Annotated in this window: 22 protein-coding genes; 15 read left to right on the top strand and 7 right to left on the bottom strand. The window is 67.6% G+C overall.

Features of this window, described 5'->3' with window-relative positions; all coding sequences use genetic code 11:
• Nucleotides 1-48: 48 nt before the first annotated feature.
• Complete coding sequence (locus tag AC3FMM_RS04050) at nucleotides 49-936, top strand: c-type cytochrome (protein ID WP_115679575.1); 888 nt, start codon at nucleotides 49-51, stop codon at nucleotides 934-936.
• On the opposite strand, the gene AC3FMM_RS04045 is transcribed toward AC3FMM_RS04050, so the two are convergent.
• Nucleotides 933-2,036 (bottom strand): acyltransferase family protein, encoded by a 1,104-nt coding sequence (locus AC3FMM_RS04045; RefSeq protein WP_488686150.1) that lies wholly within the window; start codon nucleotides 2,034-2,036, stop codon nucleotides 933-935. The two genes, AC3FMM_RS04050 and AC3FMM_RS04045, sit on opposite strands and share 4 nt — an antisense overlap.
• A gap of 320 nt (nucleotides 2,037-2,356) precedes the next feature.
• On the opposite strand from AC3FMM_RS04045, the gene AC3FMM_RS04040 reads away from it, so the two are divergent.
• The 3 genes from AC3FMM_RS04040 (at nucleotide 2,357) to AC3FMM_RS04030 (ending at nucleotide 5,587) form a co-directional block, all read left to right on the top strand.
• The gene (locus AC3FMM_RS04040) at nucleotides 2,357-2,821 is read left to right on the top strand and encodes a (2Fe-2S)-binding protein (RefSeq protein WP_115679577.1); all 465 of its coding nucleotides are present in this window, start codon (nucleotides 2,357-2,359) and stop codon (nucleotides 2,819-2,821) included.
• A gap of 15 nt (nucleotides 2,822-2,836) precedes the next feature.
• A complete protein-coding gene (locus tag AC3FMM_RS04035) occupies nucleotides 2,837-5,095 on the top strand; it encodes a xanthine dehydrogenase family protein molybdopterin-binding subunit (RefSeq protein WP_488686149.1) in 2,259 nt (752 codons plus the stop codon).
• Between the two features lie 204 nt (nucleotides 5,096-5,299).
• Nucleotides 5,300-5,587 carry a helix-turn-helix domain-containing protein gene (locus AC3FMM_RS04030; RefSeq protein WP_115708453.1) on the top strand — a complete coding sequence of 96 codons (288 nt, stop codon included), beginning with the start codon at nucleotides 5,300-5,302 and terminating at the stop codon, nucleotides 5,585-5,587.
• Nucleotides 5,588-5,653: 66 nt separating this feature from the next.
• On the opposite strand, the gene AC3FMM_RS04025 is transcribed toward AC3FMM_RS04030, so the two are convergent.
• Entirely contained in the window at nucleotides 5,654-6,085 is a 432-nt protein-coding gene (locus AC3FMM_RS04025) for a hypothetical protein (protein WP_116312236.1), read from the bottom strand.
• 396 nt (nucleotides 6,086-6,481) lie between these two features.
• On the opposite strand from AC3FMM_RS04025, the gene AC3FMM_RS04020 reads away from it, so the two are divergent.
• Complete coding sequence (locus tag AC3FMM_RS04020; RefSeq protein WP_442784898.1) at nucleotides 6,482-7,441, top strand: hypothetical protein; 960 nt, start codon at nucleotides 6,482-6,484, stop codon at nucleotides 7,439-7,441.
• Here the strand turns inward: AC3FMM_RS04020 and AC3FMM_RS04015 are convergent.
• Entirely contained in the window at nucleotides 7,438-8,157 is a 720-nt protein-coding gene (locus AC3FMM_RS04015) for a TetR/AcrR family transcriptional regulator (protein ID WP_414249717.1), read from the bottom strand. The genes AC3FMM_RS04020 and AC3FMM_RS04015 overlap by 4 nt on opposite strands.
• Nucleotides 8,158-8,391: 234 nt before the next feature.
• On the opposite strand from AC3FMM_RS04015, the gene AC3FMM_RS04010 reads away from it, so the two are divergent.
• The 4 genes from AC3FMM_RS04010 to AC3FMM_RS03995 all read left to right on the top strand — a co-directional run bounded on the left by AC3FMM_RS04010 (nucleotide 8,392) and on the right by AC3FMM_RS03995 (nucleotide 12,159).
• Complete coding sequence (locus AC3FMM_RS04010; RefSeq protein ID WP_115708459.1) at nucleotides 8,392-8,697, top strand: hypothetical protein; 306 nt, start codon at nucleotides 8,392-8,394, stop codon at nucleotides 8,695-8,697.
• Nucleotides 8,698-8,848: 151 nt separating this feature from the next.
• On the top strand, nucleotides 8,849-9,646 hold the full coding sequence (locus AC3FMM_RS04005) for a citryl-CoA lyase (protein ID WP_488686148.1): 798 nt from the start codon (nucleotides 8,849-8,851) through the stop codon (nucleotides 9,644-9,646).
• Nucleotides 9,643-11,289, top strand: coding sequence for a class I adenylate-forming enzyme family protein (locus AC3FMM_RS04000; RefSeq protein ID WP_473703879.1), 1,647 nt, complete (start codon nucleotides 9,643-9,645; stop codon nucleotides 11,287-11,289). The genes AC3FMM_RS04005 and AC3FMM_RS04000 overlap by 4 nt, the downstream gene beginning before the upstream one ends.
• Nucleotides 11,290-11,310: 21 nt before the next feature.
• Nucleotides 11,311-12,159 (top strand): dioxygenase family protein, encoded by an 849-nt coding sequence (locus AC3FMM_RS03995; RefSeq protein ID WP_116312240.1) that lies wholly within the window; start codon nucleotides 11,311-11,313, stop codon nucleotides 12,157-12,159.
• A gap of 12 nt (nucleotides 12,160-12,171) precedes the next feature.
• Here the strand turns inward: AC3FMM_RS03995 and AC3FMM_RS03990 are convergent, their stop codons facing one another.
• Nucleotides 12,172-13,026 carry an IclR family transcriptional regulator domain-containing protein gene (locus tag AC3FMM_RS03990; protein WP_115679584.1) on the bottom strand — a complete coding sequence of 285 codons (855 nt, stop codon included), beginning with the start codon at nucleotides 13,024-13,026 and terminating at the stop codon, nucleotides 12,172-12,174.
• Between the two features lie 88 nt (nucleotides 13,027-13,114).
• Here AC3FMM_RS03990 and leuC point away from each other — a divergent pair, with 88 nt between their 5' ends.
• The 6 genes from leuC to groL all read left to right on the top strand — a co-directional run bounded on the left by leuC (nucleotide 13,115) and on the right by groL (nucleotide 19,418).
• The gene (gene leuC / locus AC3FMM_RS03985) at nucleotides 13,115-14,530 is read left to right on the top strand and encodes a 3-isopropylmalate dehydratase large subunit (protein ID WP_326347324.1); all 1,416 of its coding nucleotides are present in this window, start codon (nucleotides 13,115-13,117) and stop codon (nucleotides 14,528-14,530) included.
• Between the two features lie 19 nt (nucleotides 14,531-14,549).
• Complete coding sequence (gene leuD, locus AC3FMM_RS03980) at nucleotides 14,550-15,188, top strand: 3-isopropylmalate dehydratase small subunit (protein ID WP_115708469.1); 639 nt, start codon at nucleotides 14,550-14,552, stop codon at nucleotides 15,186-15,188.
• Nucleotides 15,189-15,239: 51 nt separating this feature from the next.
• Nucleotides 15,240-16,235, top strand: a complete 996-nt coding sequence (locus tag AC3FMM_RS03975; protein ID WP_115708471.1) for a Bug family tripartite tricarboxylate transporter substrate binding protein — start codon at nucleotides 15,240-15,242, stop codon at nucleotides 16,233-16,235.
• 163 nt (nucleotides 16,236-16,398) lie between these two features.
• A complete protein-coding gene (gene ycaC / locus AC3FMM_RS03970; RefSeq protein ID WP_115706148.1) occupies nucleotides 16,399-17,025 on the top strand; it encodes an isochorismate family cysteine hydrolase YcaC in 627 nt (208 codons plus the stop codon).
• A gap of 411 nt (nucleotides 17,026-17,436) precedes the next feature.
• Complete coding sequence (gene groES / locus AC3FMM_RS03965; protein ID WP_008644494.1) at nucleotides 17,437-17,727, top strand: co-chaperone GroES; 291 nt, start codon at nucleotides 17,437-17,439, stop codon at nucleotides 17,725-17,727.
• A gap of 47 nt (nucleotides 17,728-17,774) precedes the next feature.
• Nucleotides 17,775-19,418 (top strand): chaperonin GroEL, encoded by a 1,644-nt coding sequence (groL, locus tag AC3FMM_RS03960; RefSeq protein ID WP_115708473.1) that lies wholly within the window; start codon nucleotides 17,775-17,777, stop codon nucleotides 19,416-19,418.
• A gap of 117 nt (nucleotides 19,419-19,535) precedes the next feature.
• Here the strand turns inward: groL and AC3FMM_RS03955 are convergent, their stop codons facing one another.
• From AC3FMM_RS03955 to AC3FMM_RS03945, 3 genes are all read right to left on the bottom strand, one after another.
• Nucleotides 19,536-20,309 carry a metallophosphoesterase gene (locus tag AC3FMM_RS03955; protein ID WP_115679641.1) on the bottom strand — a complete coding sequence of 258 codons (774 nt, stop codon included), beginning with the start codon at nucleotides 20,307-20,309 and terminating at the stop codon, nucleotides 19,536-19,538.
• Between the two features lie 211 nt (nucleotides 20,310-20,520).
• Nucleotides 20,521-21,495, bottom strand: a complete 975-nt coding sequence (locus tag AC3FMM_RS03950; RefSeq protein WP_488686147.1) for a type II secretion system F family protein — start codon at nucleotides 21,493-21,495, stop codon at nucleotides 20,521-20,523.
• A 75-nt stretch (nucleotides 21,496-21,570) separates the two neighbouring features.
• A complete protein-coding gene (locus AC3FMM_RS03945) occupies nucleotides 21,571-22,548 on the bottom strand; it encodes a type II secretion system F family protein (RefSeq protein WP_488686146.1) in 978 nt (325 codons plus the stop codon).

Raw genomic sequence — 22,548 nt, 5'->3', positions numbered from 1 at the left:
CACTGGCCGCAAGCTGCGGCATCCAGTGCGGCGGACAGGGGAAGGCAAATGGCGCGGGTTCTGCGGATGGCGGCATGGGGGCTTGCCGGCACGGCCGTCGTGGTGGCCGCGGCGGCGTACGGCGCGGCATGGGTCGGGGAGCGCAAGGCACAGCGCGTGGTGGAAGTCCCGGTCGCCCCCGTTGCCATCCGCGAGGATCCCGCCGCGATCGCCCACGGCAAGTACCTGTATGAATCGCGCGGCTGCATGGAATGCCATGGCGCCGGCGGGGGCGGCAAGCAGGTGATCGACGACCCCGGCGGCCTGCGTGTGCGCGCGCCGGACCTGACCCGCGCCAACCCGGCCATCGCCGCCTACCAGCCGGTGGACTGGGTGCGCAGCATCCGCCATGGCGTGGCGCCCTCGCTGCGCCCGCTGCAGGTCATGCCCAGCGAAGACTACAACCGCCTCAGCGACGAGGACCTCGGCGCGCTGATCGGCTACCTGCGCAGCCTGCCCGCGGCGATGGGCGCGCCCGCCGAGATCACCATGCCATGGCTGGTGCGCGCGCTGTATGGCGTGGGGGTGGTGCAGGACGCGGCTTCGAAGATCGACCACAGCCTGCCGGCGCAGGCAGCGATGGCGCCCGAGCCGACGCCGCGCTATGGCGCCTATGTGGCCAATGTCTGCCTGGGCTGCCACGGGCCGGCGTTCCGGGGCGGCAAGATCCCTGGGGCGCCGCCCGACTGGCCCGCGGCCGCCGACCTGCGCCCGGTGCCCGGCGGCGCCATGGCGCGCTACCGCGAGCCTGCGGCGTTCATCGAGATGATGCGCAGCGGCAAGCGGCCCGACGGCACCGCGCTCAGCCGGGTGATGCCGTTCGATTCCTTCGGGCGCATGAACGATACCGAACTGACCGCCTTGTACCTGTTCCTGGCCGGTCTGCCGCAACGCTAGCCGCGTGCCAGCCGGCGCCCGGCCGCGATGCCGGGCAGCTCGACCCAGCGGTGCAGCAGCCAGGCCAGCGCCAGCGCCAGGCCGGCGTCGATGGCAAAGCGCAGCAACTGCATGGCGGTCTGGTCCGCGCCCAGCTCGGGCATCAGGCGCTTGACCGCTTCGATCACGGTGGGATGGGTCAGGTAGAGGGCGTAGGACAGCTCGCCCAGCCAGATCAACGCGCGCGGCACGCGCAGCATGCCGGTGTGCTCGGCGGCGACCACCCCGGCCACCAGCAGCGCCGCCGTCAAGCCGCGTCCCGCCAGGCTGAAATCCGGTCCCACCAGCGGCAGCGACAGCGCGAACGCCGCGCTGCCGATTGCCAGCATTGCCAGCGCGGACGCCGGCGTCAGCAAGTGGCGCCAGCGCGCGTAGGCCCATGCCAGCCCGCAGCCCAGCAGGAATTCGAGCACCAGCGGATTGCTGACCATGGCCAGCCACGGTGAAGCGAACGCATAGCCCTGGGCGGGATCGGCCACCAGCGTGCCGAAGCGCCACCACGGCAGCACCAGCGTGAACAGCGCGAACACCCCCAGCACCACCAGCAGCGCGCGCCGCCCGGCCAGCAGCAGCCCGAGCGCAAACACCGCGTAGAACGCCAGTTCGTAGTTGAGCGACCAGCCCACGTACAGCGCCGGATAGCCGTAGTAGGGCGCATGGCTGGTGGATGTCGGCAGGAACGCCAGCGACGCGGCGAACAGCGCCGGCGTGACCGGGTTGAGCAGCAGCGCATGGATGGCCGACATGGTCCAGTACGGCGGCGCCAGCCGGCACAGGCGCCGGACCATGAAGCTGAGCGGACGCTCCGGCCTGGGCCGCGCCAGCACCGCGACCCAGGCGATGATGAAGCCGCTGATGACGAAGAACACATCGACGCCGACATGGCCGCGCTTGATCACGTTGTGGGTCAGCCAGTTCAGCACCGGCGCGTTGGCACCGCCCAGCGTGAGCCCGGAGTGGTAGAGCACCACCATGGCGGCGGCCAGTCCGCGCAGGGCCTGGATGCTGTCGAGCCGCGCTATCGAAGGTGACGATGCGGTGCGAGTGCGGGCCGCTGGCAAGGCGGTCGTGCCGGGCGCGGCAGCGGTGTTCGGAGCCGAGGCCGTGCCGGCTGCGGGAAACGAATTTTCTGGAATAGTCGATGGCACTGTTTCAGCGGCGGGAATCCGATCACACCGGAATCCCGTCGGGATGGCAAGGCAATCCATGAGGGACAGCCGTTCGTTGCACAAAGTTCGTGCAACCGGCGATGACGGGCACGTTAGTGCGCAAAGCGTCCGGCAAGGTGCCGCAAATTGCACTATCCTCACTTGTCCGTTGCGCCAGGCTGCGGCGCACAGGCAATGACCAGCGGGCAACGTACCCAAGGAGTGTCCCCCAAATGACCACCCTCTCCATCAACGTCAACGGCAAGACCCGTGAAGTCGACGTGGACCCGTCCACGCCGCTGCTGTGGGCGCTGCGCGACAACCTCGAAATGACCGGCACCAAGTTCGGCTGCGGCATGGCCGCATGCGGTGCCTGCACCGTGCACGTCAACGGCCAGGCCACGCGCAGCTGCGTGACGCCGGCCTCGGCGGTCGCCGGGGCACGCATCACCACCATCGAAGGCATCGGCGCCGACCGCGTCGGGCGCGCCGTGATCGACGCCTGGCTCAAGCACGATGTCGCGCAGTGCGGCTACTGCCAGAACGGCCAGGTGATGAGCGCCGTCGGCCTGCTGCGCAGCAAGCCGCGGCCCACCGACGCCGACATCGACCAGGCCATGGCCGGCAACCTGTGCCGCTGCGGCACGTACCAGCGCATCCGCGCGGCGATCAAAGACGCCGCCCGTGCGCTGGCCTGAGCGGGAGGAACCGATATGCGTATCCGAGGCATCGAAGCCCTGGCTGGCGGCCAGGCAGGCAACAGCGGCGAAGCGCGTGCCGACGCCGGCGTGGCGACGCTGGATCGCCGCAGTTTCTTGAAGCTGACCGGCCTGGCCGGCGGCGGGCTGGCGCTGGGCGTGGCACCGCTGGCGCAGGCCCAGGAGGGCGCCAAGCCCAAGGCGCCGCCGGGAGCGCCGCAGGCGTTCCTGATCATCGCACCCGACAACACCGTGACGGTGGCGGTGAACCGGCTCGAATTCGGCCAGGGCGTGCATACCGCGCTGCCGATGGCGCTGGCCGAAGAGCTGGATGCCGACTGGCGCAACGTGCGCGCGGCACTGGCCCCGGCGGGCGATCCGTACAAGGACCCCGGCTTCGGCATGCAGATGACCGGCGGTTCCACCGCGCTGAACCACTCGTTCCAGCAGTACCGCGAACTCGGCGCGCGTGCCCGCGCGATGCTGGTCGCGGCCGCGGCGCAGCGCTGGAAGGTCGACCCGGCCAGCTGCAAGGTCGAGCAGGGCGTGATCACGTCCGGCAGCCAGCGCGCCACCTTTGGCGAACTGGCGCCGGCGGCGATGGCGCTGCCGGTGCCGCAGCAGGTCACGCTGAAGGATCCGGCGCAGTTCCGCATCGTCGGCAAGCCCACGCCGCGGCTGGATGCGCGCGGCAAGATGGAAGCGACCACGCCGTTCGGCATCGACACGCAGCTCAAGGGCATGGTGGTGGCGGTGGTGGCGCGGCCGCCGCGCTTCGGCGGCAAGGTAAAGAGCTTCAGCGCCGACAAGGCCCGTGCGGTGCAGGGCGTGCGCGGCGTGCTGCAGGTTCCGGTCGACCGCGGCGGCAGCGGCGTGGCCGTGATCGCCAGCGGCTACTGGCCCGCCAAGATGGGCCGCGATGCGCTCGAGGTCCAGTGGGAGGACGCCGGCTCCAAAGTATCGTCGCAGGCCTTGTTCGATGAATATGCGAAGCTGGCCGGCCAGCCTGGCACGGCCGCGCGCGCGGGTGAGGGCGATATTGCCGCGGCGATCCAGCGTGCGCCGCGCAAGATCGAGGCCGACTTCCGCTTCCCGTACCTGGCGCACGCGCCGATGGAGCCGCTGAACTGCACGCTGCAGCCGGAGGTGGCCGGCGGCAAGGTGCAGTCGGTCAAGGTCTGGGTGGGCTCGCAGTTCCAGACCGTCGACCAGGCCGCGGTGGCGCGCACGCTCGGGCTGGCGCCGGACAAGGTGGTGCTCAACACCATGATGGCCGGCGGCGGCTTCGGCCGGCGCGCGGTGCCGACCTCCGACTACATCGTCGAGGCGGCCAACGTGCTCAAGGCCTGGGTCGCCGCGGGACACACCGAGCCGCTCAAGGTGGTGTGGAGCCGCGAGGACGATATCCGCGGCGGCTACTACCGCCCGCTGCATCTGCACCGCGCCCGCATCGGCCTGGACGCGCAGGGCAAGGTGATGGGCTGGCAGCACACCATCGTCGGCCAGTCGATCCTGAAGGGCACGCCGTTCGAGCCGTTCATGGTCAAGAACGGCGTCGATGCCACCATGACCGAGGGCATAGTCGAGAACGACTACGACCTGCCGCTGCAGATGTCGGTGCACCACCCGCAGGTGGACGTGCCGGTGCTGTGGTGGCGCTCGGTCGGCAATACGCATACCGCCTTCGTCAAGGAAACGCTGGCCGACGAGATGGCCGCCGCCGCCAAGCAAGACCCGGTGGCATTCCGCCTGGCGCGGCTCGACGAAAAGAAGCACGCGCGCCATCGCGCCGCGTTGCAACTGGCGGTGGACAAGTCCGGCTACGGCAAGCGCAAGCTGCCCAAGGGACATGCCTGGGGCGTGGCGGTGCATGAGTCGTTCAGCACCGTGGTGGCGTATGTGGTCGACGTCTCGGTGGTGAAGGGCGAGCCGCGCGTGCATCGCGTCACCGCCGGCGTGCATGCCAACCGCGTGGTCAATCCGTTGTCGGCGGAAGCCCAGATCCAGGGTGCCTGCGTGTTCGGGCTGGCCATGACCCGGCCCGGGTTTGCCATCGAGATCGAGAACGGCACGGTGAAGAACAGCAACTTCCCCGACTATCCGCCGCCGCGCATCACCGACGCGCCGGTGGTGGACGTGTTCTTCGTGCCGTCGCAGGACAACCCCACCGGGCTGGGCGAACCCGGCGTGCCGCCGATCGCGCCGGCGGTGGCCAATGCGCTGTTCACGCTGACCGGCAAGCGCCAGCGGCAATTGCCGTTCGTGATGGCCTGAGCGCGGCCAGGCGGTGCACTGGCGCTGTTGTAATCGCGCCAGTGTCCGCCCGGCCGTGGCAGCACCTATTGCCTTTGCGGGGCGAGCCGCGTAGAACGGGGAAAACCGCGCGCGCCAGGCAGCGCGGGCAAGAGTGACCCCCGCATCGCCCCCGCCGCCGCGTATCGCCCGGCCGGGGTGCCGTGCCCGGACCGAGGTGTGATCATGGAGACCCAGGAAAGTACCCTGACGCTGGCGCTGATGACCGAACCAGCGCGCATCCGCATCTGCCGCGCGCTGCTCGACGCCGGCGAGGCCGGGCTGCCGGCCTCCGAGCTGGCGCAGGTGGCGCGACTGAGCCTGGGGCGCGCCGGGCATGTGTTCTCGGAGCTGGTGCAGGCCGACGTGCTGGCGCTGTCGATCCAGGAGCGGCGGGTCTGCTACGTGCTGAAGGCGCGGCGCGCCGTTACCGAAGCGCTGGGCTATATCGACGCCAGCGGACTGGCCGACTGACACGGCAAAACGGGCCCCGCGGGGCCCGTTTGCATTGGGGCGGCGGTGTGCGCCGCGACCGCTGCGTCACTGCTTGGGCGCGGTCATTTCCTGGCGGGCGGCAGCGTCCGCAGCCTTGTTCTCGACCTTTTTCTCCTGCTTGGCCGCGCCGACTTCGTCCTTGTATTCGCCCTTGGCGGCCTTTTTCTTCGCCTTGTATTCGGCGGCAGCCTCGCGGCGTGCCTCGCGGCGCTCGACCAGCGGGTCCTTCGGCGGCTGGATCTGGGTCACGCCGGGGGCGGTGCCCTGGCCCGCGGGGCTGGCCGCGGTGGCCGGCACGGCAGGCGTTGCCGGGGTTGCAGGCGCTGCCGGCATGCCCTGCGCGGCGGGGGTTGCCGGCGTGGCCGGGGTGGCGGGCGTGGCGGTCTGTGCGATGGCCGCGGCGCAGCTGAGGCCTGCCAGGCCTGCCGCAATCACGCTGGCGATTCGGGTATGGCGAGCGGGTTGTTTCGGATCCATGGAATACCTCCAGGGTTAGGGTCGGAAGCGCCGGCCCGGTCAGGGCCCAGCGCGACGTATGCCGCACATGCCGGCCTGGGCGGGCTTGCGGCGACAAGGCCAGTCTAGGCAGCGGCCAGGCTTGGCGCTGTCGGGCAGGCGCCGATGAGACGCCGGAATTGCTCCTACAAGCGCACCGTCGCGGCCGCGCACACCGGTTTCAGGCGTCTTTCATTTCCTTTAATTCCGCGGCAAGAAGATTCACTTCTGCCGACGCGGCAATTCCGCCACCATGGCCCCCAGAAAGCGTGACGCGCGGTCCGCCAGCCTGGACCCGCTGCCGATGACGCTGTTGTCACGATGCTGATGTGGCGTGTGATGTAGCGTGCAATGGCCCAGGACCGGATGAGGGAATCGATGCGAGCGCAAGGCCCCCTGGTGTTGACGTTGCTGGCCGGCCTTGCGGCCGCGCCGGTGCCCGCGCTGGCGCAGACCGAGCCGGCGTTTCGCGTGGTCGGCACCAATGTGCAGAAGCACGCCAGTGCGGTGCTGACGCTGATGTCGTTTGCGGTCGTACCGGACCTGGCGTCCAGCTCGCTTTCCATCAGCAGTGCCAGCACCGACAACCCTGACCTGACCCTGTGGCAGCTCGGCGGGGGCTTTACGCTGAGCCAGTCGTTTCCGCTCTATCTGGAAGGGTCGATCGCCTACAATCGCTACGACCCCGCCTTTGTTGCCTCCAACGGGCTGGAATCCCGCACGCTGCCGGCCAAGTGGAACACCTTCGCCGGCACCGTTGGCGTCGGCTGGGATTTTCCGCTGATCCCAAGCAAGGAGCTGGTGTTCCGCCCCATCTTCAACGCTTCGCTGGGCCGCGTCGCCAGCGACCTGTCCATCGCCCAGTTCGCGGTCGAGCACAAGACCGGGCGCGACATCGCCTTCCTCGACGACGGCGTCATGAATGCCTATGGCCTGGGCGGATCGGTGATGCTCGACTGGGAAAGCCACCGCGACAACCGCGATATCGACGTGGAACTGCGCTATACCAACATCTACCTGCGCAGCTTCGGCGACTCGTCCGGCCTGGAGGCCTCGTCCGTCGCGCAGACCGCCAGCCTGTACGCGCGCTGGCGCGCGCCAACCGGGTTGCGCGCGCTCGACCGGCCGGTGCGCTACGTGCTGGAGCTGTCGCACTCGCATTACCTCGGCAACCAGGCGGGTGCGCTAGGGTTCAACTACCTCACCACGCTGGGCACCGGCCTGGAACTCGACACCAGCGCCCACGAAGTGTTCGTGACCCGGATCCGCGCGGTGGTGCGCTATGTCTTCGGGAACAACGTCTCGGGGGTGTCGTTCGGGCTTGCCGCGAGCTTCTAGCCCTGCGCGCGTGTCCCCGCAGCGCCGGGGCTACCGCTTCCGGGCACAGCCGACGGCGCGCCGGCATCGACGGCCGGCACGATCACCGCAATGGCGTCACGCACCAGCGCATCGATCTCTGTGTCGTCCGGACGGATGCCGGTGGCCAGCGTACGGTGCAGCACGCTGGCCAGCACCATGCCATGGAACAGCCGGGCGCTGACCTCCGGGCTGGCCGAAAGCCGCGTGCCTGTGGCCTGCTGGCTGTCAAGGAAGGCCGCCACATAGGCGCAGGTCGCCGCCGGGCCGCGCGTATACCAGGCGTTACCCAAGGCCGGAAAACGCCGCGATTCGGCAAAGATCAACCGCAGGAAGGCCAGGTGGCGTTCCTCCAGCAACGACTGCAGGAAGCTGTGGGCGATCTTGTCGAGCCCCTCCGCCGCCTCGCAGTGCGACACATCCACGCTCTTCTCGGTCTTTTCAAGGAAGCGGTCGCACAGCCGCTCCACCACCGCCACGAACAAACCGTCCTTGCCGCCGAAAAAGCTGTAGACGTTGGTCTTGGAGCCCCCGCACGCCTTGACGATGTCGTCCAGGCTGACGCCGTCGTAGCCGTGCTCGAGAAACATGTCGGCGGCGGTGCTCAGGATCAGCGCGCGCTTCTCTTCGCCACGGCGCGTCATGCGCTGGGGCGGGCGGTGCGCAGAGTTGTCGGTAACGCTTGCGGGTGATGCCATCGGGTAGCCGGGAGTGACAAGGGACGGGCGCTCTGGCGCCTCGCGCAGTCTACCAAATGCCTGCGCGATGCCAGCGGCCGCCAGGCCGTCGCTCCGTTCTTCAAAAATTTTGATTGATACCTTCTGATTAATGTAGTACCGTACGGTACGGTTTTACTATATTTGGACCGTGAGAGGCGCGTGGCAAGTGCCCCGCCTGACACAAGTTCTTCTCAAATGGAAAAGGAGTATGTGATGAAAAAAGCATCGATTGGCGCAGCCCTGCTGGTAGTGATGGCGGCCGGAGCGCAAGCCGCGGTGCGTGCCCCCGAGGTCTACACGAACGGTGGGCATGTCGCTCAGGCATTGCAGCGTTCGCAGTCGGGCCGCCTGGCTGACGAGCAGTTTCGCCGGATCGCCGTACGCAAGGCGGATCCGTTCACGGATGGCGCGCGCCAAATGGATCCGTTCACCGACGGCGCAGTGCGCCAGGTGGATTTGTTCACCGACGGCGCCCTCGCAAGCATCGGCAACACAGACCCGTTCACGGATGGCGCCTGACTGGCAAGCGGTCCTGCACGCCGAAGGGCAGTGCCGGCCGCACGCGGACGATGGTTGGTGCGGGTTTACCGTTCTTGCGGAGCCCCGCACCTCCACCTAAAATAATTCGCATATCGCATTACATTGCGCAGAGCGCAAAAATGGAGACGACGTGGCGGAGACGAAACACCCCCGGGCAGCCGGGCAGACCAGCATCGCGCAGGTGGATATCCACGGCGTGTCGGTACATGGCAAAGACCTGAGCGAGGCCCTGATCGGCAAGACCGGCTTCACTGCCTACTTCCTGTTCCTGCTCACCGGCCGCGAGCCCGACGCAAAGCTGGTCGCGATCACCGATGCCTGCCTCGTCGCGATCGCCGAGCATGGCCTGGTCCCCTCGGTGCAGGCCGCGCGCATGACGCTGGCCGCGGCGCCGGATGCGTTGCAGGGCGCAGTGGCGGCTGGCGTGCTGGGTTGCGGCTCGGTGATCCTTGGCGCATCGGAAAGCGCGGGCCAGTTGCTCGCGGAAGTGCTTGGCGGCAGGGAACACGGCACGCTGGCCGAAAGCGCCAACTCCGTGGTCCGGGCCGTGCGCCAGGCGCGCAAGCCGCTGCCTGGCTTTGGCCATCCGACGCACAAGCTAGGGGATCCGCGCGCGCACCGGCTGCTGGCCATCGCGCGTGAGCGGGGCATCGCGGGCGACCACGTGGCCGCGCTGGAAGCGGTAGCCGCCGCCGTGCCCGAGCACTACAGCAAGCCCCTCCCGCTCAATGTTTCGGGCGCGATCCCCGCGGTCCTGCTGGACGCCGGCTATCCCGCCACCGCGCTCAAGGGCGTGCCGCTGCTGGCGCGCGTGGCCAGCCTGATCGCCCACCTGCAGGAGGAGCGCCGCCAGCCCATCGGCTTCATCCTCGCCGAGGCCGCCGAACACGCCATTGCCTACAGCGCCGTGCCGGCGCAAGCATCATGAACGCGCCCGCCAGCCACATCGGCACGATGGCGCCGCTCGACGTGCTCCGGCAGTACCCGGCGCACGACTTCACGCTGACCGGTTTCCTCGCGGCCCGCGTGGCGGCGCATCCGGACAAGCCGGCGTTGCTGTTCGAGGGCCAGGCCTGGAGCTATCGCGAGCTCGATGCGCGGATCGCAGGGGCCGCGCAATGGCTGGCGCACGCCATGCATGTGCGCCGCGGCGACCGCGTCGGCGTGCTGTCCGCCAACCATCCGTCCACGGTCGTGCTGATGTTCGCGCTGGCGCGCCTGGGCGCGACCATGGTGCCGGCCAACCCGGAATACCGCCTGGACGAGGCGCTGTACGTGTTCGGGCATGCGCAGGTGTGCGGGCTGGTGTGCGCGCCGGCCACGCTGGCAACCGGCGCGGCCATTGCCCGCGCGCTCGGCGGCGAAGTCTGGCTGTGCGCCAACGAGCCCGGGGACCATGGCGTGCCGACGCTGGCGCAGTCGATGGCGGCGGACACCGGTGAGTTTGCCGACGAACTTGCCGACCACGGCAGCGAGCGGGACACCGCGCTGATCATCTATACCTCCGGCACCACGGGCTTTCCCAAGGGTGCGATGCACAGCCACCGCGGCTATGTGCTGACCGCCGAAGCCTTCGTCGGCCGGCTGCAGCTGCAGCCCGACGAGCGCGTGATGTGCGTGATGCCGCTGTTCCATATCAATGCGCTGATGTACTCGGTGGGCGGGGCGCTGGCATGCGGTGGCTGCCTGGTGCTGATGCGCAGGTTCTCGGCGTCGTCGTTCTGGCGCTTTGCCGCCGAGACCGGCGCGACGGAGGTGAACCTGGTGGCGGCGGCCGGCAGCATCCTGGCCCGGCGCCCGCGAACCGAGTTCGTGCCCGCTCACCGCATCACCAAGATGTTCATCGCGCCGCAGACCGAGGAAATGGTGCGCGTGATGAAGCAGGAGTTCCACGTGCCGCGCCTGATCGAATGCTACGGCATGACCGAGATCCCGGGGGTGATCGCCAATCCGTTCGACGGCCCGCACAAGCTCGGCACCATGGGCCTGATCTCGCCGCATCCGGATCCGGCGGTGCCGCTGCCGCAGGCCCGCATCGTCGACGACGAGGGCGGCGAGGTGGCTCCCGGCGGCGAGGGCGAATTGCTGATCCGAACGCCCACGCTGATGCAAGGCTACTACCGCGACCCGGCGCAGACCGAGGCGGCGTTCCGCGACGGCTGGTTCGCCACCGGCGACCTGGTGCGCCAGGACGAGGATGGCTACTACGTCTTTGTCGCGCGCAAGAAGGATGTGATCCGGCGCAAGGGCGAGAACGTGTCGGGTGCCGAGCTCGACCGCATTTTCGGCGAACACCCCGCGGTGGAAGAGGCGGCGGCCATCGGCGTGCCGGCGGACCTTGGCGAGGAAGAGATCCTGCTGGCGGTGCAGTTCCGCCCGGGCCAGTCGGCCGATGCGGCCGAACTGCTCGACTGGGCGCGCGGCCGCCTGGCCGTGCACAAGCTGCCGCGTTATATCGCCACCGTCGAGGCGATCCCGCACACACCGACGCACAAGCCCGCCAAGCACAAGCTGAAGGCCGACCGGACACTGCTGGCGCGCGCGGTGGATCTGTCAGCCACGGGCCAATAGGCGCGAACCAAGGAGACAACCATGAGCACCCAGGACAACTACACCCTGCAGCGCGCGCTGGCCGCCATGTGCACCGGCGCGCCAGGCTCGGACGCTGCCCTGCAGGCGCAATTCGGCGTGGCGCTGCGGCATTTCCACGCCATGCTCGACGAGCTGCAGCTGACCGATGCACAGCTCTACCGCATTGCCGCCTGGCTGGGCCGGGTGGCCGCGCAGGATGAGCTGATCATGCTGTGCGACATGATGGGCCTGACCATGCGCGCGCTGGACCTGGCGCGCACCGGCGCGCAAGCCACGCCGCAGAACGTGACCGGCCCGTTCCCCAAGGACCAGGTTGCCGAAGGCAGCAACCCCTGCCACCTGGCGACGGCGGAGGAGCCCGGGCAGCGGCTCGAGGTGCGCGGCCGCGTGCTGGATGCGCGCACGGGCCAGCCGGTGCCGGGCGCGACGCTGATCGTGTGGCAGCCCAACCAGTTTGGGCGCTACGAAAACGAAGACGACTCCCAGTCCGAAGACAACCTGCGCGGCAAGCTGCGTTGCGATGCGGAAGGCGGCTTCCGGATCTTCACGGTGCGGCCGGGCGGCTACATCATCGGGCGCGAGGACACCGAGGTCGGCGTGCTGATGCGGCGCCTGGGTCGCAACCGCCAGCGCGCGCCGCATATCCACTACCGGGTGGTGCAGCCGGGATACCGCACGCTGACCTCGCAGATCTATTTCAAGGGCGACCCCGCCAACCCGGTCGACTGCATCTTCTCGACCATCGACGACCACATCGTCGAGGTCGGGCCCCATCCGGAGCGAGACGGCTACCAGCTGGTGATGCTGGAGGTGTTGATCGAGCCCGGGATCGCGCCAGTGGCGGTCTGAGCCGTGCGCAGCTCAGGAGGCCGCCAGGATCGAATGCGCCAGCGTGGGCGCGCGGCGGATGGCGGCCTCGATCATCGCGGCCGCCTCGCGCAGTGCCGGCAGCCGTGTCGCGACCAGCTCGTCGGGGCTGGTGCGCTCGGTCTCGGTGGAGCAGTTGATGGCGGCGATCACGCGCTGCTGGGGGTCGCGCACGGGCACGGCGATCGACAGGACGTTGAGTTCGAGCTGGCCTTCCTGGACCGCATAGCCCTGTTCAAGCGTGCGTGCCAGCGCCGCGCGCAGCGCATCCGCATCGCTGAGCGTCTTCGGCGTGAATTTCTGGAACGGTGCCTGGTCCAGGACCTTGTTCTGCTGGGCCTTGGGGGCATGGGCCAGCAAGGCAAGGCCGAGCGAGGTGCAATGCACCGGCAGCCGGTAGCCGACCGAGGCGCGGAACGCGATGCGGCGCTGGCTGGGCACATGCGCCAGGTAGACCACGCTGTCGCCGTCGAGGATGGCGAGCGAGACCGAGTCGCGGAAGCGCTCGGCCACTTCCTGCAGGAAGGGCTGGACGATGTCGCGCAGGTTCATCGAGCTGAGGAAGGCGGCGCCCAGCGACAGCACCTTGGGCAGCAGCACGAAGCGCCGCCCGTTGGCGCCGATGTAGCCCAGTGCCTGCAGCGTCAGCAAGGCACGGCGCGCGCTGGCGGGCGTCATGCCGGTGGCCTGGGCGACTTCGCTCAGTGTCATTTCCGGCGTGGTGTCGGTAAATGCCTGGATCACCGCCAGGCCGCGCGCCAGCGCCGCGACGTAGTCGCGGTGGCCTTCTTCGAGCTTGCGCGGGGTGTCCTGGTCGGCGGGGGCGGTGGGTTTGGCGGCGGACGTCATGCACGCATTCTATCCGCAACGTCCAGGCCTGAACAAAAGGCGGGCCGGCGTGCCGCAGCACTGAATTGAGGACAAGCAAGGAGACATCATGACCGAACCCAACCGCCCCGCGAGCCTGCTCGACAAGCTCTGGGCCAGCCACGTGATCCACCAGGAAGCCGGCGGCCCCGCGCTGGTCTATATCGACCGCCACCTCGTCAACGAGGTGACGAGCCCGCAGGCCTTCGAAGGGCTGCGGCTGAACGGGCGCAAGGTATGGCGCGCCGCCTCGGTGCTGGCCACCGCCGACCACAACGTGCCCACCACCGCGCGCAGCCAGGGCATCGCCGATCCGGTGAGCCGCGCGCAGGTTGATGCGCTCGACCGCAACTGCGAGGAGAACGGCATCGTCAACTTCGGCATGGACGATCCGCGCCAGGGCATCCTGCATGTGGTGGGGCCGGAGCGGGGCGCGACCTTGCCCGGCATGACCATCGCCTGCGGCGATTCGCATACCTCCACCCACGGCGCGTTCGCGGCGTTCGCGTTCGGCATCGGCACCTCGGAAGTGGAGCAGGTGCTGGCGGCGCAGTGCCTGTGGATGAAGAAGCCGAAGTCGATGCTGGTGCGCGTCGAGGGCGAGCTGGGCAAGGGTGTTGCCCCCAAGGACATCGCGCTCGCGCTGATCGGTCGCATCGGCACGGCCGGCGCGACCGGCCATGTGATCGAATTCGCCGGCAGCACCATCCGCGGCCTGAGCATGGAAGCGCGCATGACGGTGTGCAACATGGCGATCGAGGCCGGCGCGCGCACCGGCATGGTAGCCGTGGACGAGACCACGCTGGACTACCTGCGCGGACGCCCGCAGGCACCGCAGGGCCGGCTGTGGGATGCGGCCGTCGAATACTGGCGCACGCTGCGCAGCGACCCCGGTGCGACCTTCGATGCCGTGGTGGAGCTCGACGCCGCCACCATCCGCCCGCATGTGACCTGGGGGACGTCGCCGGAAATGGTGGTGCCCGTCGGCGCCCGCATTCCCGATCCGCGCGACGAGCGCGACCCGGTGCGGCGCAAGGGCATCGAGGCGGCGCTGCGCTACATGGGCCTGCTGCCGAATACGCCGATCGAAGCGGTCGCGGTCGACAAGGTCTTTATCGGGTCGTGCACCAACGCGCGCATAGAAGACCTGCGCGCCGCGGCGGAAGTCGTGCGCGGCCGGCATGTGTCGCCGCGCATCCGGCAGGCGCTGGTGGTGCCGGGCTCGGGGCTGGTCAAGTCCCAGGCCGAGGCCGAAGGGCTCGATCAGGTCTTTGTCGCGGCGGGCTTTGAATGGCGCGAGCCGGGCTGCTCGATGTGCCTGGGCATGAACGACGACCGCCTTGCCGCGGGCGAACGCTGCGCATCGACGTCGAACCGCAATTTCGAAGGCAGGCAGGGACCGGGCGGACGCACCCACCTGGTGAGCCCACAGATGGCGGCCGCAGCCGCCGTCGCGGGCCACTTCGTCGATGTCCGCACGTTGTAACAGCAGAGGAAGCCGAGCAATGAAAGCCTTTACCACCCTCGATGGCCTGGTCGCGCCGCTGGACCGCGCCAATGTCGATACCGATGCCATCCTGCCCAAGCAGTTCCTGAAATCCATCCGGCGCAGCGGCTTTGGGCCCTACCTGTTCGACGAATGGCGCTACCTCGACCACGGCGAGCCCGGGCAGGACTGCAGCGCGCGGCCGCTGAACCCGGATTTCGTGCTGAACCAGCCGCGCTATCGCGGTGCGTCGATCCTGCTGGCGCGCGAGAACTTTGGGTGCGGCTCCTCGCGCGAGCATGCGCCGTGGGCGCTGGAAGACTTCGGCCTGCGCGCGCTGATCGCGCCAAGCTTTGCCGACATCTTCTACAACAACTGCCTGAAGAACGGCCTGCTGCCGATCGTGGCGGCGCCAGAGGTGGTCGACCGCCTGTTTGCCGAAGTGGCTGCCACGCCGGGCTACCGGCTGAAGGTAGACCTGGCCACGCAGCAAGTCATCACGCCGGCCGGTGACGTGATCCCTTTCATGCTCGACCCGTTCAAGCAGCATTGCCTGCTCAACGGGCTGGACGATATCGCCCTCGCGCTGCGCCATGCCGCGCAGATCGACGCGTACGAACAAGCGCGGCGGCAGCGTGAACCCTGGTTGTTCAACTGAACGGAGATCCGGCCGCACGAGCCGGAACGCCTCACAACGACAGATGGAGACATGATGGACCGGAACACCCACATCCCTCGCGCGCTGTGCGCCGCCATGCTCGGCCTGGCCTGCTGCGCCGGCGCAGGCGCCGCCCTGGCACAGGCCTATCCCGCACAGCCGATCCGCATGGTGGTGCCCTACGCGCCCGGCGGTACGACCGACATCATCGCCAGGCAACTGGCCCAGCGCATGTCCGAGAAGCTGCGCCAGCCGGTGGTGGTGGAGAACAAGAGCGGCGCCAACACCGTGATCGGCGCCGACGCGGTCGCCAAGGCGCAGCCAGACGGCTACACGCTGCTGCTGACCAACGACGCCACCTTCGTGCTCAATCCGGTGGTGCTGCCATCGGTGTCCTACAACGTCGCGCGCGATTTCGCGCCGGTGGCGGCGATCGGCTATGTGCCGCTGGTGATGGCGGTATCGGGCAGCCTGCCGGTGGACAGCGTGAAGGAGCTGGCGGCCTATGCCAAGGCCCGCCCGCAGGCGCTCAGCTACGGCTCGTTCGGTGCCGGCAGCCAGCCGCACCTGATGGGCGCGCTATTCAACAAGCTGGCCGGCACGGACCTCGTGCACGTGCCGTACAAGGGCTCGGCGCCCGCGGTCGCCGATGTCGTCGGCGGACAGATCCTGATGACGTTCCCGGCGCTGCCGACGATCCAGAGCTTCGTCGCGGCGAAGAAGCTCAAGGTGCTGGCGGTCAGCGGCGACAAGCGCACGCGCGCATTGCCGCAGGTCCCCACCTTCGAAGAGGCCGGCTACAAGGAGATGAATATCTCCGCGGTCTACGGCGTGCTGGCGCCGGCCAAGGTGCCGCGCGCGGTGGTCGACAAGCTCAATGCCACCATCCGCGAAATCCTCGACGAACAGGATTTCGTGGAGAAGCACTTTGCGGCGCAGGGGATGGTGCCGATGAAGCTGACCCCGGAACAGTTTGCCCGCTATATCGAGACGCAGACGCAGCAGACGCGCAAGGTGGTGGCGTTGTCGGGGATCAGGATCGAGTAGGCGAGGCTGCGCCGCATGGCCCCGCGACTGTCCATGCCGGTTCGCTCTTTTCCGCTCGCGCGAGAGGGATGGGGCAACGGCGGCATGGATGGCAACGCCGGTTGCGCAAGATTTTCACCCCGCGTGTCCAACGGAACCGGACACGCATTCACAGGAGCGGAAGATGAGCAAGACCTACAAGCGTTTGGACAAGAGCCAGGCAGCGGTACTGATGGTGGATCATCAGGCCGGCCTGCTGTCGCTGGTGCGCGACATCGAGCCGGACAAGTTCAAGAACAACGTTCTCGCCATGGCGGATCTGGCCAAATATTTCAAGCTGCCGACGATCCTGACCACCAGCTTCGAGGACGGACCCAACGGGCCGCTGGTACCGGAGCTCAAGGCGATGTTCCCCGATGCGCCGTTTATTCCGCGCCCGGGGCAGATCAACGCGTGGGACAACGAAGACTTCGTCAAGGCGGTGAAGGCGACCGGCAAGAAGCAACTGCTGATTGCCGGGGTGGTGACTGAAGTCTGCGTGGCGTTTCCGGCATTGTCGGCGATCGAAGAAGGCTACGATGTGTTCGTCGTGACCGATGCATCCGGGACCTTCAATGAGGTGACGCGCGAATCGGCGTGGCACCGCATGGCCGAGGCCGGCGCCCAGCTGATGACGTGGTTCGGCGTTGCCTGCGAGCTTCATCGCGACTGGCGCAACGACATCGAGGGGCTGGGGACCTTGTTCTCCAACCATATTCCCGACTATCGGAACCTGATTACGGCGTACACCACCGTGAAGGGCGGCAAATAACATCACGCCAGCCATCGGCTAAATCACGCGAAAGGCGGTGCCGGGCAGACCAGCAAGCTGGCGCGCGAAGCTCCGGCGCAGCGCTGGCCGATGGCCAGGCAGTAAGGCATTATTCTGCTGGCGATGCGGCGCGAGTCCGTTTCGTGCCGCATCGTCGACATATCGCGATGAGCGACAGCATCGCCCGGGGCGCCATCTTCCGCCCCAGATCTCCAAGTGCGCTGCGCCCGTCCTCCGGGAAAACCCGCATCCAGCGCCTGTCTTGAAATGCCCCTACCCCGTCCCTATAATTAGCACTCGTCAGGGGTGAGTGCTAACAGCCCTCTGCGACACCTGAACATTTCTGACGGCCGTCGCCTCGGTAGCCGGCCGATTTGTGATCAAAAACTCACTTTGTATCTAGGAGTCCGTATGAATCTGCGTCCTCTGCACGACCGCGTGATCGTGAAGCGTCTGGACAACGAAACCAAGACCGCGTCCGGTATCGTGATTCCCGACAACGCTGCCGAGAAGCCCGATCAAGGCGAAGTGCTGGCAATCGGTCCCGGCAAGAAGGATGACAAGGGCAACAACATCGCCCTGGACGTCAAGGTCGGCGATCGCGTGCTGTTCGGCAAGTATGCCGGCCAGGGCGTGAAGGTGGATGGCCAGGAACTGCTGGTCATGCGCGAAGAAGACATCATGGCCGTGGTCAACAAGTAATCCGTTACTTGTAGCCCCACCCGTACAGATTTCAGGAGATTCAGAACATGGCAGCAAAAGACGTAGTGTTTGGCGACGCCGCCCGTGCCAAGATGGTCGAAGGCGTGAACATCCTCGCCAACGCAGTCAAGGTGACCCTGGGCCCGAAGGGCCGCAACGTGGTGCTGGAGCGCAGCTTCGGCGGCCCGACCGTGACCAAGGACGGCGTGTCCGTGGCCAAGGAAATCGAGCTGAAGGACAAGCTGCAGAACATGGGCGCCCAGATGGTCAAGGAAGTGGCTTCCAAGACCAGCGACAACGCCGGTGACGGTACCACCACCGCTACCGTGCTGGCCCAGTCGATCGTGCGCGAAGGCATGAAGTTCGTGGCCGCCGGCATGAACCCGATGGACCTGAAGCGCGGCATCGACAAGGCTGTCGCCGCCGCCGTGGAAGAGCTGAAGAAGGTCAGCAAGCCCACCACCACCAGCAAGGAAATCGCCCAGGTTGGCGCGATCTCGGCCAACAGCGACACCTCCATCGGTGAGCGCATCGCCGAAGCCATGGACAAGGTCGGCAAGGAAGGCGTGATCACCGTCGAAGACGGCAAGTCGCTGGCCGACGAGCTGGAAGTCGTGGAAGGCATGCAGTTCGACCGCGGCTACCTGTCGCCGTACTTCATCAACAACCCGGAAAAGCAGGTTGTCCAGCTGGACAGCCCGTTCGTGCTGCTGTTCGACAAGAAGGTTTCGAACATCCGCGACCTGCTGCCGGTGCTGGAGCAAGTGGCCAAGGCCGGCCGCCCGCTGCTGATCATCGCTGAAGACGTCGAGGGCGAAGCCCTGGCGACCCTGGTGGTCAACAACATCCGTGGCATCCTGAAGACCGCCGCCGTCAAGGCTCCGGGCTTCGGCGACCGCCGCAAGGCCATGCTGGAAGACATCGCCATCCTGACCGGCGGCACCGTGATCGCTGAAGAGATCGGCCTGACGCTGGAAAAGGCGACCCTGAACGACCTGGGCCAGGCCAAGCGCATCGAGATCGGCAAGGAAAACACCATCATCATCGATGGCGCCGGCGACGCCGCTGCGATCGAAGGCCGCGTGAAGCAGATCCGCGCCCAGATCGAAGAAGCGACCTCGGACTACGACCGTGAAAAGCTGCAAGAGCGCGTGGCCAAGCTGGCCGGCGGTGTTGCCGTGATCAAGGTTGGCGCTGCCACCGAAGTCGAAATGAAGGAAAAGAAGGCCCGCGTGGAAGACGCCCTGCACGCCACCCGCGCTGCGGTGGAAGAAGGCATCGTCCCCGGCGGTGGTGTGGCCCTGCTGCGCGCCCGCGCTGCGATCTCGGCACTGACCGGCGAAAACGCCGACCAGAACGCCGGTATCAAGATCGTGCTGCGCGCGATGGAAGAGCCGCTGCGCCAGATCGTGCTGAACGCCGGTGAAGAAGCTTCGGTGGTCGTTGCCAAGGTGATCGAAGGCAAGGGCAACTACGGCTACAACGCCGCCTCGGGCGAGTACGGCGACCTGGTCGAAATGGGCGTGCTGGACCCGACCAAGGTCACCCGCACCGCACTGCAGAACGCCGCTTCGGTGGCTTCGCTGATGCTGACCACCGACTGCGCCGTGGCCGAAACGCCGAAGGAAGAGTCGGCTCCGGCAATGCCGGGCGGCATGGGCGGCATGGGCGGCATGGAAGGCATGATGTAATCCATCCCCGGCCAACTGCCCGTGAGGGCAGGCTGCGATGAAAAAACCCCCGCGGACGCGAGTCCGCGGGGGTTTTTGTTTGGATGGGCGGCGCGGAAGTGCGCGGGCCGGCTTGCGTCAGACTTCGACCACGCAGCACCAGTCGAAGGACTTGTTCTCCAGCTCGCCGGTACGACGGCTGACATAGCCGCGCGGGTTGCACACCACGCGCGAGTTGTCGACGCAGTAGTCGAAGCTGGTGTGGGTATGGCCGTGGATCCACAGGTCTGCCTGCGCCACCAGGTCAGGCCGGCGTGACAGGAAGCCGCCGGAGACCAGGTCGTGCGAGAAGCGCGGATCCAGGCTGCCGAGGTCCGGGCCGTGGTGCGTGACCACCACCGTCTTGCCGGCGTAGGGCAGCGCCAGCTGCGCCGACAGCCAGTCGGACGCGGCCAGGTGGCGTGCCAGCGCGTCCTGCGGCGTGAACTGGCGCATGTGGCCATCGTCGCCGCGGATCTCGATCAGCCGGTGGTCGTACATCGCCTTCGCGCAGGCCTGCATCGCCTCGTCGCGCCGGTCGGTGCCGAACAGCGTGTAGTCCGTCCACCACGTCGTGCCGATGACGCGCACGCCGTCGAATTCCGCGACGTCGCCATTGAGCAGGCGCACCTGCGGATGCGCGGCCGCGGCCTCGGCCATCTGCTGGTCGACGGTGTCGAAATTGCTCTCGTAGTACTCGTGGTTGCCCGGCACATAGACCACCGGCTGGCTGAACGTGCCGATGGCCCAGTCGATGCCGTCGCGGCCGTTGGCGATGTCGCCGGCCAGTATCACGAGGTCGGCGTCGCATGCCGGTACGGACTGCGGCAGGTTGTGTTCGATGTGGAGGTCGCTCAGGATGCGTAGCTTCATCGGGACTCCAGGCGGGTAGGGCGCGCGCTGCGTGGCCTCGGCGCCGCAGGGGGATTGCCTGCATTCTTCAGAAGCCAGACCGTCCGGTCAAGCCCCGGGACTCGCCCGGCAAAGCAAAAAAGCCCGGAACCTGGGTTCCGGGCAAGTGACTGTCTTGCCGGCATTGCACCGGGAGACAGCCGGGGGAAACTGTCGCGGTTTCCCGGAGGGCTTAACCTCCTTGTCCCGCCATGGTTGGCAGCAGCACGCGATAGATCTGGATGAAGGCCGGCCCCAGCAACACCAGCAGCAAGGACGGGAAGATGGTGAAGATCAGCGGGAACAGCAGCTTCAGCGCAATCTTGGCGGCCTGCTCCTCGGCGCGCATGCGGCGCTTGGTGCGCAGCATGTCGGACAGCACGCGCAGCGACTCGCCCAGGCTGGTGCCGAAGCGGTCGGCCTGGACCAGCATCGAGGCGAACTTGTCGACGTCTTCGACGCCGGTGCGCAGCGCCAGGTTGGTCAAGGCCTTTTCCTTGGAGAAGCCCGAGCGCAGTTCCAGCAGCATCAGCTGCAGTTCATCGGCCAGCACCGGGCAGCGCAGCGCCAGCTCGTCGGCCACGCGCATCAGCGCCGCATCCAGGCCGAGGCCGGCTTCGACGCAGACGGTCAGCAGGTCGATCACGTCGGGGAATTCTTCGAAGACGGTGCGCTGGCGTTGGGAGACTTTGCGGGCGAGGACAAGATTCGGCAGGTAATAGCCAATCGCGCCGAGCACCGCCAGCAGCACGAACATCAGCTGCTGGCTTTGCTGGCCGGGCTGGCTGCTGACAGCCAGCAGTCCGAGCATCGGCAGGCCGACCGCCAGTACCGTCTTGGCGCCGAAGTACAGCGGCGCGGCGTTGGCATTGCGCCAGCCGGCATTCATGAAACGCACGCGCAGCTGTGAGTTCTCCCAGCCCTCCTTGGGCAGCGACAGACGCGATACCGGCTGCGCCCACTTCACCAGTTTTTCGATCAGCGCCTGTTGACGACCCTGGTCCGGCTGGAATGTCCCCGCCTGGCCGGCGATCTGTTCGGCCCGGCCGCGGAGCCGGTGGGGCGAGAACACATGGAGCACGCCGAACACCGTGCCGAACGCGGCCACGAAGATCAGCGCGAGCACGATCATCTGGTCGCCCTGGAACCCCTGGAAAATCTCTTGCATGATGGACTCCCCGTCAGTATGGCTGTCCAAGCCCTGCTTCTTCTGCTACTGCCCCGAGCAACCGCAGCCGGCGCCTCAGACCCGGATGCGGATGATCTTGCGCATCCACAGCACGCCGAAGCTCATCGACACCAGCGCCCCGCCGATCATGCGCAGGCCCAGCGGGTCTTCCCACAGCACGTTCATGAAGCCGGGGTTGACCACCAGGATCAGGCCGGCCGTGCAGAACGGCAGCAGCCCCAGTACCCATGCCGACATCTTGCCTTCGGCCGACAGCACGCGGATCTTGTCGAACAGCTTCAGGCGTTCGCGCACCATGGTGCCGATGGTGTCGAGGATCTCGGCAAGGTTGCCGCCGCTTTCGCGCTGGATCAGTACCGCGATGACAAAGTAGCGCAGGTCGGCCACCGGCACGCGCATGGCCAGGTTGGTCATGGCTTCGTCCAGCGCCACGCCGTAGTTGATTTCTTCGAAGGTGGTGCGGAACTCCGGCCCGATCGGCGCCTTCATCTCCTGCCCGACCATGCTGAGCGCTCCGCTGAACGAGTGCCCGGCGCGCAGGGCGCGGCTGATCATGTCGACCGCATCGGGCAGTTGCGCCTCGAGCTGCTTGAGTCGCTTGGCGCGCAGGCGCACCACATGCAGCACCGGCAGCATCGCTGCCAGCACCGCGCCAAGCAGAACCAGTGAAGCCGGCACGGGCAAGAGTGGAATCAGTGCAACCGTGCACAGCACCACCATGGCGCAGTATCCGAGCAACTGTGCCACCGACCAGCTGCTGCCCGACTGCTCGAGCCAGCGGTCGAGCGCGCCGATGCGCGGCACGCGCATCAGCCACTGCTGCATGCGCGGCGAGTCGGCCAGCATGCGCTTCTTCAGGATCGACAAGTGTTCGGCGCTGACATGTCCGCCGGCCGACAGCGCCCGCAGCCGTGCTTCGATCCGCTTGGCCGCGGGGCCATGGGCATTGTTCCACCACAGGTAGATGCCCTCGACGCAAAGCACCACGGCGACGAACACCAGGATGCCGAAGGCGTAGAAGATCGTGCTCAT

It is taken from the genome of Cupriavidus sp. 207A1, from assembly GCF_057798955.1.
This window is presented reverse-complemented; position numbering and strand designations above follow the sequence as displayed.